The sequence below is a fragment of the Streptomyces sp. NPDC045022 genome (genome assembly GCF_056432605.1).
In genome coordinates this window covers 163,002-176,272 of sequence record NZ_JBWKIR010000012.1, presented here as the reverse complement: position 1 = coordinate 176,272, position 13,271 = coordinate 163,002, and the positions used below count along the sequence as shown (strand labels likewise).

General features: G+C 72.1%; 11 protein-coding genes. 8 read left to right on the top strand and 3 right to left on the bottom strand.

The window, feature by feature from the left end; genetic code table 11:
* Positions 1-431 precede the first annotated feature (431 nt).
* A complete protein-coding gene (locus tag AC07C1_RS22775; RefSeq protein ID WP_478941585.1) occupies positions 432-1,172 on the top strand; it encodes an SDR family oxidoreductase in 741 nt (246 codons plus the stop codon).
* Between the two features lie 253 nt (positions 1,173-1,425).
* On the opposite strand, the gene AC07C1_RS22770 is transcribed toward AC07C1_RS22775, so the two are convergent.
* A complete protein-coding gene (locus tag AC07C1_RS22770; protein ID WP_478941583.1) occupies positions 1,426-3,873 on the bottom strand; it encodes an ATP-binding protein in 2,448 nt (815 codons plus the stop codon).
* Positions 3,874-4,060: 187 nt separating this feature from the next.
* On the opposite strand from AC07C1_RS22770, the gene AC07C1_RS22765 reads away from it, so the two are divergent.
* From AC07C1_RS22765 to AC07C1_RS22750, 4 genes are all read left to right on the top strand, one after another.
* On the top strand, positions 4,061-4,516 hold the full coding sequence (locus AC07C1_RS22765; RefSeq protein ID WP_478941582.1) for a carboxymuconolactone decarboxylase family protein: 456 nt from the start codon (positions 4,061-4,063) through the stop codon (positions 4,514-4,516).
* Positions 4,517-4,703: 187 nt separating this feature from the next.
* Positions 4,704-5,099: an iron chaperone gene (locus tag AC07C1_RS22760; protein WP_478941734.1), complete on the top strand. Its 396-nt coding sequence runs from the start codon at positions 4,704-4,706 to the stop codon at positions 5,097-5,099.
* Between the two features lie 556 nt (positions 5,100-5,655).
* On the top strand, positions 5,656-5,895 hold the full coding sequence (locus AC07C1_RS22755; RefSeq protein WP_478941581.1) for a hypothetical protein: 240 nt from the start codon (positions 5,656-5,658) through the stop codon (positions 5,893-5,895).
* A 202-nt stretch (positions 5,896-6,097) separates the two neighbouring features.
* The gene (locus tag AC07C1_RS22750) at positions 6,098-7,177 is read left to right on the top strand and encodes a protein kinase family protein (RefSeq protein ID WP_478941580.1); all 1,080 of its coding nucleotides are present in this window, start codon (positions 6,098-6,100) and stop codon (positions 7,175-7,177) included.
* 540 nt (positions 7,178-7,717) lie between these two features.
* Here the strand turns inward: AC07C1_RS22750 and AC07C1_RS22745 are convergent.
* Positions 7,718-9,838 (bottom strand): SpoIIE family protein phosphatase, encoded by a 2,121-nt coding sequence (locus tag AC07C1_RS22745; protein WP_478941578.1) that lies wholly within the window; start codon positions 9,836-9,838, stop codon positions 7,718-7,720.
* A gap of 431 nt (positions 9,839-10,269) precedes the next feature.
* Between AC07C1_RS22745 and AC07C1_RS22740 the strand changes: the two genes are divergently transcribed.
* Positions 10,270-11,085, top strand: a complete 816-nt coding sequence (locus tag AC07C1_RS22740) for a DUF427 domain-containing protein (RefSeq protein ID WP_478941576.1) — start codon at positions 10,270-10,272, stop codon at positions 11,083-11,085.
* Positions 11,086-11,205: 120 nt separating this feature from the next.
* The gene (locus AC07C1_RS22735; protein ID WP_478941574.1) at positions 11,206-11,697 is read left to right on the top strand and encodes a hypothetical protein; all 492 of its coding nucleotides are present in this window, start codon (positions 11,206-11,208) and stop codon (positions 11,695-11,697) included.
* Between the two features lie 9 nt (positions 11,698-11,706).
* On the opposite strand, the gene AC07C1_RS22730 is transcribed toward AC07C1_RS22735, so the two are convergent.
* Positions 11,707-12,306 carry a TetR/AcrR family transcriptional regulator gene (locus tag AC07C1_RS22730; protein WP_478941572.1) on the bottom strand — a complete coding sequence of 200 codons (600 nt, stop codon included), beginning with the start codon at positions 12,304-12,306 and terminating at the stop codon, positions 11,707-11,709.
* Between the two features lie 123 nt (positions 12,307-12,429).
* Here AC07C1_RS22730 and AC07C1_RS22725 point away from each other — a divergent pair, with 123 nt between their 5' ends.
* The gene (locus tag AC07C1_RS22725; RefSeq protein ID WP_478941571.1) at positions 12,430-13,221 is read left to right on the top strand and encodes an SDR family NAD(P)-dependent oxidoreductase; all 792 of its coding nucleotides are present in this window, start codon (positions 12,430-12,432) and stop codon (positions 13,219-13,221) included.
* Positions 13,222-13,271 lie beyond the last annotated feature (50 nt).

Sequence of the window (13,271 nt, the reverse complement as noted above, 5' to 3'; positions counted from 1 at the left end):
TGTCGTGGAGTCAATGGGCATGGACGGGCAAGTCGAGCGGATCGGAGCCCCGATCGTTGGTGGCAGCCGGGCTCGCCGCCGGTGCCGCGGGTTGCGGGGCGGCGGCGAGTCGGTGCACGGATGAGACGGGTGCGGGGCTGCGGCGTGGCACAGCCGATCGAGCCGAGCGGAGACCTGCGAGGCGCGTACCGCCTGCCGGGCCAGGGACCGGTGCGCGGCCGACCCCACCGTCGCGGTGTAGGAGCGGTCGGTCAACGGCCTCCCGAACAAGGACGTCGACCGGGCCATCGACCTGTCCACGCTCTGACGAGCGCGGGTCGGCTGTCACAAACCCGGATGCTGCCCTGTCCTGCTGATGTGCGTGTCGACGCACGGGTCCGGCGGGATCGCCGGTATCCCTTGACAAGGGGAATCAGCGAACGGAGACAGTGATGAAGATCGTGGTCGTCGGCGGTACCGGACTCATCGGATCACAGGTGGTGGCGCTTCTGCGCGACCGTGGTCACGAAGCTGTGGCGGCCTCTCCCTCCACGGGCGTCGACACCCTCACCGGCGAGGGACTGGCACCAGCTCTGGACGGCGCCGACGCGGTCGTGGACGTGTCGAACTCCCCGTCCTTCGAGACGGAGGCGGCGCTGGACTTCTTCACCCGCTCCGCGCAGAACATGATCGCGGCCGAGCGGGAGGCGGGCGTCCGCCACCACGTCACGCTCTCGATCGTCGGTGCCGACCAGGTACCCGACTACGGCTACTACCGCGCCAAGGTCGCCCAGGAGGACGCCGTCCGGAGCGGCGGCGTCCCCTACAGCATCGTGCGCGCCACCCAGTTCTTCGAGTTCATCGCCCCGGTGATGGACATGTCGACCGAGGGCACGGAGGTGCGCCTGCCGTCCACGCGACTGCGTCCGATCGCGTCCGCCGATGTCGCCGCGGCCGTCGCCGACGCGGCGCAGGGGGAACCGTCGTACGGCGTGCGCGACATCGCGGGCCCCGAGGTCCAGCGGCTCGACCGGCTCGGTGAGATCACCCTGGCGGCTGAGCCGGACGGCCGCTCCGTCGTCACCGACGAGGCCGCCGGCCCGTTCGCGGGCATGCCCGACGGGGTTCTCCTCGGGGACGACACGGTGCAGGTGGCAGCCACACGTTACGAGGACTGGCTCGCGCGGCACTGACCGGAGTCCCGTGGCCGGATCGTGCGCGCGTGTCCCGCGTGTGTCACGGACGGCCGGCGAGCCTGTGTGCCGACCGCTCGTGCGCCCTCAGCTTCCCGGGGGCCAGCACCCAGTGGAGCCCGTCGATACCGTCCGGTCCCCCGGTGACGCTCGCCAGGCCGACGGCGGCCCCGTCCTGGTACGGCCCGCCGGCTGTGATCCTACGGCGGCCACGCCGGGACACCGGGTACGCCCGCCCCGTGGCCGACTCGGGTCAACTCCGGGCGTCGAGCTTCTGCAGGACGGCCTGCCCCGCCGCACGATGCCGGGCGGCCCCGGCCGGATCCGTCTCGGCGAGCACGGTCGCGATGCCTTCGTGGGCCAGCGCTTCCTCGTACCGGTTTCCGAGCCGGGGGGCCAGCTCGAGGGCCTGCCGGTGGAGCTTCAGGGCCTCGCCGGGGAGGCCGGCAAGCCGGCAGGTCTCGCCATAGCCGTTGAGAAAATGGATCTTCCAGTGCTCCTCGAACAGCTCCTCGAGCAGCGCGAACGCCTCCCGGTGGCTGGCCAGCGCCTCCTCGTACCGGCCCATCTCCCGCAGTGCGACGCCCTGGCAGTTGAGGCACCACGCCTGGTTGTGCAGGTGTCCGTCGCCGCGGGCCAGCTCCAGCGCCTGGTACAGGTGATCCGCCGCCTCGTCGGGTTCCTCCCGGGCGATGGCCACGCCGAGCGTGATCCGCGCCGTCAGGGCGGGCGGCCACGCGGGGTCGGTGTGGGGGACGCCCAGCACCTCCCGGGCCCGGTGCGCCGCCTCCTCACGGTGCCCGAGCTGCAGCATCGCCCAGGCCTCCGAGGCGGCCGCGTGGGCCGCGCCCGTCGGGCAATCGGCCTTCTCGTACAGCTTCCCCGCCTGCCGGAAGAGTTCGAGCGGCTCCTCGACGTGGCCCGCGTCCCAGCTCAGATAGCCGCGGCGCATGACAAGCTCGGCTTCCGCCCGCGTATCCCCCGCGTGGGCCAGCCGGAGTCCGGCCGCCTCGTACGCGGCGGCGGCCTCGGCCATCCGGCCCGCGTTGTAGCGCGCGAAGCCCAGATCGCTGTGCGCCTCGGCCAGTCGCAGCGGATCGCCCAGGCGCTCGGCGGCGGCAAGCGACCGCTCGAAGAGGACGTTGAGATGCGTCGTGCCGCAGCGCCGCGCGAAGTAGGCCCGCAGGAAGCGCGGAAGCTCGCACACGTGCGCGTCGGCCCGGACGGCGGCCGCCGTCTCGAACGCGGCCATGAGATTGCCGTACTCGGTGACGAGCCAGGCGAAGCCCGCGTTCCTGTCCGCGAACCCGGGCAGCTCGGCCGGGGGCGGCCCCGCCGAGGCCGCCCGGCTGGGCGACACGAACGGCATCGCGGCGTCGGCGGCGGCCGCCGCGTGCACGTAGTAGTCGAGCACCCGGCCCAGTGCCCGCTCCCGCTCGGCCGCCGGGTCCTGTTCCACCGCGGCCCGGCGTGCGTGCTGGTGCACCAGGTCGTGCAGCCGGTAACGGCCCGCCGTCGGCTGCTGGACGAGGTGCGCGTCGAGCAGGTCCTCCAGCATCGCCTGGGCGCTGCGCAGCGGCACGTCCGCCAGCGCCGCCACCACGTACTCGTCGAAGGACGCCCCGGGGAGCAGGCCCAGCATCCGGAACAGGCGGGCCTGGGACCGGTTCAGCTGCCGTACGGACATGGCGAACGCGGTGTCGAACTCGCTCGCGCCCTGTGCCAGCCGCTCCACGAGGATGCCCACCGTCCAGCCCGGCCGGTGCCGCAGCCGTGCCGCGGCCAGCCGCACGGCCAGCGGCAGATGACCGCACAGCCGCAGCACCTCGGCGGCGGACTCCGGATCGCGGGCCAGCCTGCTGTCGGGGCCGCGGGGGTCACCGCTGGCACGGGCCAGCAACTCGGCGCTCTCCTGCGGGCTCAGCACGTCGAGCGAGACCGGCGGGACCTCGTCCAGGCCGAGGAGCCGGTTGCGGCTCGTGATCAGGGCGACTGCGGGGCCGGCGCCGGGCAGCAGCGGGCGCACCTGGTCGGCGTCGGCGGCGTTGTCGAGGACCACGACGACGCGTCGGCGGGCCAGTTCCGACCGCCAGCAGGCGGCCAGTTGTTCGAGACCCTCCTGCGGGACCTTCTCGGACGGGACGTCGAGTGCGCCGAGCAGCATCCGCAGCGCGGAGTCGGGGTCGAGCGGGGGCCGGCCCTCGGTGAAGCCGTGCAGGTCCACGTAGAGCTGGGCGTCCGGGAAGCCGGTGGCGAGCCGGTGCGCGGCGTGCACCGCCAGACAGGTCTTGCCGACGCCCGCCATGCCGTCGACGGAGACCACCCGGTGGCTGTCGATCGCGGCGAGCACGGCGGCGAGCTGCTCCTCCCGTCCGGTGAAGTCGGGGGCGTCGCGCGGCAGGTCGTTGCGGGGCAGCGGCCGGACCTGGCGGCTGCTCTTCGGAGGCGCCGGCAAGGGGTTCGAGATCCGTTCCCACAGGAGGCGCAGGGGGCGTGGGTCGCGCTTGACGAGGCGGCAGAGGGCGACCACCGCGGGCCAGGGGGGCACGGTCTGCCCGTTGAGGTAGCGCGACAGCGACGAGGAGCTGAGGCCGGTGTCCCGCGCGAGGGCCCGTACGCCGAGCCCGGACAGTTCCTGGAGCCTGCGTAGCCGGGCCGCCAGCTCGTCCTGCGGGTCGCCCTGTGCCGTCCGTTCGTGCATGTCCACCGTTCCCCCGTCTTCGCGTCCCGCTGCGGCAGCAGTCTCCCGAGCCAAGTAGCCGCTGGTCAAGGCCGTTTCAGCTGTCCCACGGTGTCCCATCGCCGTGGTGGTGGCGGGCCGGCCCGGCTGTCATGGAGTCACGCCCCGAGGAAAACGGGGCACCGACCGGGAAGAGGAGCGGACCGAGATGCAGTCCCGCATGCAGAACCCCGCCGTCGTGCTGTCCGGCGCGATGCAGCCCATTCAGGAGATCCTCAAGGCCGTGCACTCCGGTGGCGTGGACGGGCAGACGCTGGAGCTGGTGCATCTGCGCGTCAGCCAGATCAACGGTTGCAGTGCCTGCGTCGACGGCGGTGCCAAGGCGGCCCGCAAGGCCGGAGTCGGCGACGAGCGGCTGGCCACGGTCGCCGCATGGCGGGAGGCCCCGTACTTCACCGAGGAGGAGCGGGCGGCCCTCGCGCTGGCCGAGGCCGCGACCCGGCTGGCCGACCGGCCCGACCCGGTGAGGGACGAGGTGTGGGACACGGCCGCCACCTACTTCGACGAGAAGCAGCTGGCCGCGATCGTCATGATGATCGGCGTCACCAACCTGTTCAACCGGCTCAACGCCACGACCCGGCAGATCGCCGGCGCGTGGGGATGACGTCCGCCGGCTCCCGCCGGCGGGGACTGATCCGCCGGCCGGGGCCGTTCCTGCCCAGCTACCCGTAGACCCGGAGGAAACCGCTGTGAAAGCCGCGCACAAGCCCGCCGAGACCGCCACCGCGAACGACTGGACGGCTGAGGGAGACAAGACGTCCGAGGGCTTCACGGACGAGGAGCGAGCCGCGATGAAGGAGCGCGCCCGGGAGCTGAAGGCCTCGGCGCGCCGCGGATCGCCTACCGGCAAGGCGGCGCAGGACGAGGCCGCCGTGCTCGCGAAGATCGCCGAGATGCAGGAATCGGACCGGATCATGGCCGAACGGCTGCACGCCGTCATCAAGGAAAGCGCGCCGGACCTCGCGCCGAAGCTCTGGTACGGCATGCCCGCGTACGCCAAGGACGGCAAGGTCGTCTGTTTCTTCCAGAGCGCCCAGAAGTTCAACGCGAGGTACGCGACGTTCGGCTTCAGTGACAGGGCGAACCTCGACGAAGGCACCATGTGGCCGGCTTCCTACGCGCTGAAGGAACTGACCGCCGCCGACGAGGCGATGATCGGGTCGCTCGTGAGGAAGGCTGTGGACTGAGACCCGTGTGACGCCGGTCGCGACGGCCGGGAGACGGTGCGCATGCAGCTCCCGTCCGAGCCGGCCACGCAGTTCTTCGGCGCGGAGAGCCCGCCCCCGTCGCCGCCCGAGCCACCACTCAGCGCTCAGGCCCTACCGGCACAGCAGAGCACTCAGGCGACACGTCCCCGCGGGACAGTGGTGCGGCGCCTGAGCCGGCAGGCAGCACTTCGTGCGGTGCGTGCGGTGGGCGCGGTGGGCGCGGTGGCGCACTGGACAAGGCCTCCCTCCCAGGCCGGGGCCCTCCCTCCCAGGCCGGGGCCCTTGCGGTCCGAGATGCTGGGTGGCCGAAGGGCGGCTAGCGTGGAAGGAAAGGGCCGCGCTCCGGGGGTACGCCCGCCGCCGCAGGCCAGGGCCCTGTGCATCGGGTCCGACAGCCCGCCTGACGCGAGCCGTACCTCTCGTCCCGACGCGGCAACATCCGTGGCCGCGTCTTCCCACCGCGGCCCCGGCCAAGCCCCTCGTCCCGGAACCCCACGAGGGGTGGAAAGAAGGTAGGCCCATGAAAGGTCAACGCGTGAGGCGTCTCTTCGCAACGTCTGCGGTCGGCGTTCTCCTGGCCGGTGGCGCCGCCGTCGGCCTGGCAGGCACGGCCTCGGCATCCACCCCGGCGAACGCCCCCACGAACAACGGCTGCTTCTACCGCGCCGACTGGTGGTCCGGCCACTGCGACGGCTTCGGTGACCGAGGCGACCGTGGAGACTTCTTCCGCAGCGGCGTCTTCAACCCAGGCGTCGTGGTGATCGTGGTGGGCTGAGCCGGTAGGAAGGAACAGCAGCAGCAGTGATACGACCGCCCTCCCCGCGCCGCCCGGTCACTACCGGCGGGCCCGGCGAGGGCGGCCGTCTTCGTGGTTCCGCACGGCGTCCTCAGCGCCCCGCTGACGGCAACTTCCCTGGGCGGGCCGGGACTTCTGGCATGATCGTCAGCGTCTGCTCCCCTGTCTGCCGGAGTCGCCGATGGATGAGACCGAGCCATTGCCTGCCACGCGCAGGGCTGCTCACGCGACCGTGGGAGCACGGCTCGCCCTGTTCGGCGACCGCAGGCTCGGCGATGCGGTGGCCGCCGCGCCGGCGCTCGGTTCGGGCATCGGTGGCAGGAGGGCGGAGATCGAGATCGAGGGGACACCCGTCTTCGTCAAGCGGGTCCCGCTGACGGACATCGAGTTGCGGCCGGGACACGTGCGCTCGACCGGCAACCTGTTCGGCCTCCCCCTCTTCTACCAGTACGGGGTGGGATCCGCCGGATTCGGGGCCTGGCGTGAACTGGCCGCGCACATCATGACGACCTCGTGGGCCCTGGGGAACGAATACGCGGGTTTCCCGCTGCTGTATCACTGGCGGGTCCTGCCGGATCGTCCTCCTACCGACTTCGCCGACGCGTTCGGAGGCGTCGACGGGGCCGTCGCGCACTGGGAGGGATCGCCCGCCGTGCGCCGTCGGCTGGAGGCCATCGGCACGTCCTCCCACAGCCTGGTGCTCTTCCTGGAGCACGTTCCCCGGACACTCGGTGCCTGGCTCAGCGACACCCGAGAGGCGGCCTGGGCGGAGCCGGGAGGCGACTCGTCCTACCGCTGGGTGGAGGACGCGGTGCTGCGCGGGACCGCGTTCATGAGTTCACGCGGGCTGGTCCACTTCGACACGCACTTCGCCAACCTGCTCACCGACGGCCGGCAGGTGTACTTCGCGGACTTCGGGCTCGCGCTGAGCCGCGACTTCGAACTCTCGGCGCAGGAGGCCGCGTTCCTCACCGACCACCTGGTGTACGACCGCAGCTACGCGCCCGGCCATCTGCTGCGCCACCACCTGCCCGAGGCCGTGCGCGGCGGCACGGAACACGGGACCTTTCTCCACGACTGGGTCGCCGGCCGCCGCCCCGACGGCGTTCCCTCCGGGATCAGCGCGATCATCGACCGGCACGCCCCGCACGCCGTCGTCCTGGACGACTTCCACCGCCGACTGCTCACGGAGAGCAAACGCACACCGTTCCCCGCGGCCGAGATCCGGCAGGCCCTGGCCGGCCCCTCGGCGGCGGAGTGAGCAGAGGCCGCCGCTCCCGTCCGGTCCGCGGACCGCGACGCGTTCGGCCTGCGCGCGAGCACGGGTTCCGCTGCGACACGTCCGCCGACAGGATCGCCCTGCGACCCGGGGAAGGTGCCGGGCCACCGGTGCAGCTCGACCGACACACCCGCCCCAGCGGGCGTCGCCCATCGGTGATGTCGACGTCACGGTGCGGACAGAACTACGCGGTGGCGATGGGGGCGCGGGCGGACCGGACCGATCGGTGGCGCGCGCCGGTGCGGCGTACGGCGTGCCGGGCGCGGAGCCCAAGTGGTGCCGCCACGCTGCGACCACATGGTCCCGGGCTCCGCCGAGCGTCCCGGCGAACTGCGCGGGCCACCATGTCTCTTGCCGGTCGTCCAGCCCGGGCCGATTGAGCAAACGGCAGTGGATCGGCGGCACCTGTTCGTCGCGCCCCCGCAACGCCATCGCGGCGATCCGGTCGGTGATCGCGGGAAGGCCTGATCCCCACCGTCTGCCGGACATCTCCTCGCTCAAGCCCCCGCAGCCTGTCCGTTGTCAGTGGCGCGCCGCGTGGTGCAGTACGAGCAGTGCGATGTCGTCGGTGCGCTGGCCGCCCGGACCCGCCTTCCCCACGAGGGTGTCGATCAGCACGTCCAGGTCCTGGTCGTCGGCGTGGGCGAGGTGGTGTGCGAGGGCGGCGATGGAGTCGTCGAGGTCGACTCCCGGCGTTTCGATGAGGCCGTCGGTGTAGAAGGTGAGCATGAGCCCGGGAGTGAGCGGCAGCTCGGTCACCGGGAAGACGGCGTGGGGGTCGATGCCCAGGAGCGGCCCGGGCGTCACGGCGAGGGGTCCGGTGACCCGGCTGGGCAGACGGACGATCGGTGGTGGGTGACCGGCGCTGGCCAGGGTCACACGGCCGCCGGCGAGGTCGAGGTGGGCGTAGAGGCAGCTGGTGAACAGGTCGGTGCCGAGATCGATGAGGAGCCGGTTGGTCCCGGAGAGGACCTGGTCGGGGGGCGTGCCCAGCGCTGAGTGGGCGTGGACGGCGGTACGGACCTGCCCCATGAGGGCGGCGGCGGCCGTGTCGTGCCCCTGGACGTCGCCGATGACGGCCGCGACGACCGTGTCGCCGAGCGGGATGAGGTCGTAGAAGTCGCCGCCGATGTCCATGCCCCGGGTGGCGGGCAGATAGCGGGCGGCGACCCGCAGGCCGGTGACCGTGGGCAGGGCACGCGGCAGCAGCGCCTGCTGCAGGCCGTGCGCGAGGTCGTGTTTGGTGTCGTACAGGCGGGCACGGTCGAGGGCCTGGGCGATGAGGCCGGCGAGCGAGGTCAGGACGGCGCGGTCCTCGGCCGGGAACTCGTGGGGCCGGTCGTAGGACAGGATGCAGCAGCCGACAGGACGGCCCGAGACGATCAGTGGCAGGAAGGCCCAGGCCTCCTTGTCGCTGACCAGCGAGGCGTCGGGGTAGACGCGCCGCATCTCGTCCGGGTCGTCGAAGAACGCCGGGATCCCGCTGCTGAGGACCTGCCCGGCCGGGGTGAAGGCGGTGTCGATGGGCAGGCCGTCGAGACGCTCGATGGTGAGGGGGTCGTAACCGCGATACCCGGTGATCCGCAGGCGGCCCTCCTCGGCGCTGGACAGGACCAGGGCCTGGGCACCGAATGCCGGCATGAACTGGTCGGCGACCAGATCGATGACGTCCCGGACGCTGACCACCTCGGTCAGCGCGGCGGCCAGGTGCGTGAGCTGGTACAGCCGGCCCGCGCGGGCCGCTGGGGCGGTGCGGCTGGTATGCCGGGAGGCCGGTGTGGGCGGCCCTTGCGCTCCGCTGCGGACGATCCGGACGCTGATGCCGCTGGCGTCCGGGTACATGTGGAAGTCCAGCCAGCAGTCCGGCGGGCGGCAAACCGTGAACGCGACGGACTCGCGGCTGATCACCGCCGCCCGGTAACGGTCCTCGTAGACCGGGTCGTCGAGCCAGCGCAGGGACTGCCACGGAAGGGTGCCCAGCAGCTCGCCGGCGTCTCGGCCCAGCAGCTCGCCGGCACCTGCGCTGACGTAGGAGAAGCGCCCTTCGAGGTCCAGCGCGCAGCTGCCGCCGGGCAGCCGCTCGACGAAGTCGGCGGCGGCCATCACCGGGCTCGCGGAGCGGTGACCCGTTCCCACGGGGAGCACGCGCGGCTGGGCGCCGGGGGAAGGGAACGTTCCGTTCTCCACGGCCTCCTCGAGCAGCCTGGCGAGCTGTCCGCAGCTGGACGTGATGTGCCCTCGCTCCCGCTGGGTCATGTACGGCGGACGGGTGGCCGGCCACATCAGCAGCAGGGCTCCCCACCGCCGGACGCCGGTGACCGGTGCTGCGACCAGCGCCAACGGGTACGGCAGCGCCATCGCGGTGCGTGGATAGGTGCGGGCCAGCTCCTCCTGGCTGCCGACCCAGACCATGCGGTCCTCCCGTACCGCCTCGGCCACCGGCGCCGGAGCGGTCAGCGGAATCGTCGCCCACGGCGCAGCGAAGTCGGCCGGGGCCCCGCACATCACGTCCAGCATCAGCTGCCGCTCGTCGGGTGCGAGAACGTACAGAGCGCCGATGGAAGCGCCCGTCCGGCGCATCGTCTCGGCGAACGCGGCATCCCGCGCCTCCGCGTCCGTGGCCGCATCACCCGCTCCGGTCACGCGGCACCTCCAGCCTGGCGTGGGCGGCTCCCGGCACCCTCATTCGAGTCTTCTGCCCGCGCCGCCCGCTGCGGCCGCGCCCGGCGCAGCCCGACCTCGCTCATATCGGGACGCTACGCCCCTGCGCAGCGGACGGCACGCGGTCTGCTCCGGCGTGCCCCGGCAGGGGGGACGTACCCTCTCGTCCGATCGGACGGGGGAGGCAGAACCGGCTCCGCGGCGTGGCCGCCTCTCATGCGTGCCCCGGTTCGGCGGTGCCCGGCGATCGACCGATCCGGCCCCACGACGCTCACGTGGCTCACCTGGCTCAGGAGGAGCACCGTCGAGGAGTATGTGAGGGTGTTGGGACGCCCGGCCGGCTCGTGGCCCGGCCCAAGAGACGTCCTTCGCCGGTGAAGTCACTTCTGACCGAGGAAGAGGGAGAACCGGACATGACCACACTGAGCACGGCCGAGTCTCTTCGCGGCACCCCGGAAGGCCTCCGGTGGGAACCCAGCGAACGCTGGGTACGCGGCCGCAAGGGCGAGGTCACGGTCGTCGACAGCCGTCATCCCGTCCTCGTGTGGGAGCCGGGCGTCCCCGTGCCGCTGTATGCCTTCCCGCGCCAGGAGGTCCGCGAGGATCTGCTGCGCCCTGCGCGGAACCCGCTCACCGGCGCCCACACCGGCTCGACGGTCTTCTACGATCTCGAGGCCGACGGCGAGCTGCTGGAGAACGCGGCCTGGACGTTCCCCGCCGCCGAGCTGGCCGGACACATCGCCTTCGAGTGGTTCCAGCGCACCGGCAAGGGCCTCGACCACTGGTACGAGGAGGAGGAAGAGATCTTCGTCCACCCTCGTGACCCGCACAAACGGGTCGACGCGATCCCCAGCAGCCGGCACGTCCAGGTCGGGATCGACGGCACAGCCGTCGCCGACACCCGCCGCCCGGTGCTCCTCTTCGAGACGGGGCTGCCCACCCGCTACTACATCCCCCGCGGGGACGTCCGTCTCGACCTGCTCACCCCTACCGACCACCACACCCGCTGCCCCTACAAGGGCATCGCCGAGTACTGGTCCTGGGACGGTGAGGCGGACGTCCCGCCCGGCATCCTGTGGAGCTACCCCGATCCGCTGCCCGCGGTGGCCGCCGTCAAAGGACTGCTCGCCTTCTACAACGAGGCGGTCGACATCACGGTGGACGGCGAACGCCTTGCGCGTCCGGTCACGCACTTCAACGAGGCGCTGTCCTCGCCCTCGAGGCGCTGACGACCACGATCCCGGCCACGGCCGGTCCGGGGCGTCCGAGCCTCTGGCCTGCGGCGCCACCGGGTCGGGCGAGGGATATCGGCGTGCGGATCACACGCGAAGGATGCGACAGTCACCGACGTGACGTTGACAGATCTGCTCGTCGAGTTCGCCCGAAGCGGTCGGGTCGGTCCGCTCCACTGCGGGATGCCCTTGGCCGAGGCCGAGGATCTCCTCGGTCCGGGGTGGCCCCATCCTGCCATCCGGATGAAGGGGCCGGACATCGACGGCTATCCGTATTCCTGGGGCAGCCTGGAGCTCGTGGTCACCCGGCGGCACGTCAGCGGGATCTGGATCCGGCTCTGTCCCGGATCGACGGTCGAGCTTCCGCCTGTCGTCCTCGCCGGAGCGGAGTCGTACTCGGCGACCGTGCTGCGAGAGGACCTGCTCACCGCCCTGGACACCGCTGGGTGCCGGCATGAGATCAACAGCGCCCTCACCTTCGGTGAGCAGTGGAGCATGCGCAGCCGGCCCGCGGATGTCTGTGCGGTTTTCACCCGGCGAGGGCGCGACCGTCCCATGCCCGGTCACGATCGCTTCCACCTGAGCGTGCTCCACAAGCACAGCGCATGACGTGCACCGTCACGTCGGCGGGTTCTGCTGGGGCGGCCGGTCGGCAGCGCCGCGTACGACCAGCAGGAGGGCGTCGGCCAGGTCGTCGACGGGGTTGCCCGTGGCCAGATGCCGGAGCTGAAGACCCATCACCAGGGCGACGGTGGTGGCGGCCAGGCGTTCCGCGTCCGGGACGCCCAGAGCGGTGAGGATCTGGGTCGCGAGGCGGTCGTAGGCGCGAAACGCCTCCGCTGCCGCCACCCGCAGCCGCTCGTCGCGCCCGGAGTGGATGTACAGCTCGAACGGGGCGAGATGGGCGCTGCCGAGTGCCGTGCCGCAGGCGACCTGGCCGGCCAGCGACGCCGCGTCCTCGATGTCGAGGCCCTCTGCCTGGCACTGGTCGGCCAGTTCGGTGAAGTGCCGTGCCTCCTCGCGTACGAAGTGCAGCAGGCTCTCCCGCAGCAGATCGTGCTGGGTCTCGAAGTGGTAGGTGACCGAGCCGAGTGACACTCCGGCTTCCCTGGCGATCCGCCGGTTGGTGACCGCCGCGACCCCGTCCTCTCCGATGATCCGCAGGACGGCTTGGACGATGCGCTGGCGCGTCGGGGCGGTGAGGGCGGCGTTCGGCATGGCGTTCATTCTTCCATCAGCGCTCTCCCGCCCGGGCCCACCCGCCGGCTGCTCGATGTGCTTGCCGGAGTTCCCGTCCCCCCCCTATTGTTCGTTCGAACGAACAGGAACTGGAGGGTAGCCGTGCACATTGCTGGGGCCACTGTTCTGCTCACCGGAGTCACGGGCGGGATCGGCAGCGCACTCGCCGCCGGACTGTCCGCTCGCGGCGCGCGCCTCGTGCTCACCGGCCGGCGGCGGGAGGCGCTGGAACCCCTCGCCGACCGCTACGGTGCGCGGACGATCCTGGCCGATCTCGCCGACCCCGGCGATGTACGACGCCTCGCCGAGGAGGCGGCCGGCACCGACATACTCATCGCCAACGCGGCTCTCCCCTCCAGCGGCGACGTGCTGGACTACACGCCGGAGCAGATCGACCGGGCGCTCGCGGTGAACCTGCGGGCCCCCGCGATGCTCGCCCGCCTGCTCGCTCCGGAGATGGTGGCCGCCGGGCGCGGGCACATCTGCTTCGTCGGATCGCTGTCGGGGATGGCCGCCACCAAGTCGTCGTCGATGTACACCGCGGCGAAGTTCGGGCTGCGTGGCTTCTCGCTGGCCTTCCGCCAGGATCTGCACGGCACGGGTGTCGGTGTCTCGATCGTCCAGCCGGGCTTCGTACGCGACGTGGGGATGTTCGCGAGCACGGGTGCACCGACGCCCGGCAAAGTCCGCACCGTGTCGCCGGAGCAGGTCGTCAAGGGCGTGACACGGGCGATCGAACGCGATGTCGCCGAAATCAACGTGGCGCCCGTCGAGTTGCGGTTCCTCACCAGGGTCGCGTCGCAGTTCCCGGGTTTCGCGGAGCGGGTGCAGCGACTGGCCGGGGCGGAGTCGACCATGAACGCGATCGTCGCAGCACAGCGAGCGAGCCGCTGACGGGCCGGGGGTCAGGCCCTCGGCCGCGCCAGCCGGCGGCTGTTGCCGTC

Bases quoted from the DNA above. Each gene is read 5' to 3' on its own strand.
- AC07C1_RS22775 (WP_478941585.1), top strand. From the start codon at position 432: ATGAAGATCGTGGTCGTCGGCGGTACCGGACTCATCGGATCACAGGTG.
- AC07C1_RS22770 (WP_478941583.1), bottom strand. From the start codon at position 3,873: ATGCACGAACGGACGGCACAGGGCGACCCGCAGGACGAGCTGGCGGCC.
- AC07C1_RS22765 (WP_478941582.1), top strand. From the start codon at position 4,061: ATGCAGTCCCGCATGCAGAACCCCGCCGTCGTGCTGTCCGGCGCGATG.
- AC07C1_RS22760 (WP_478941734.1), top strand. From the start codon at position 4,704: ATGAAGGAGCGCGCCCGGGAGCTGAAGGCCTCGGCGCGCCGCGGATCG.
- AC07C1_RS22750 (WP_478941580.1), top strand. From the start codon at position 6,098: ATGGATGAGACCGAGCCATTGCCTGCCACGCGCAGGGCTGCTCACGCG.
- AC07C1_RS22740 (WP_478941576.1), top strand. From the start codon at position 10,270: ATGACCACACTGAGCACGGCCGAGTCTCTTCGCGGCACCCCGGAAGGC.
- AC07C1_RS22730 (WP_478941572.1), bottom strand. From the start codon at position 12,306: ATGCCGAACGCCGCCCTCACCGCCCCGACGCGCCAGCGCATCGTCCAA.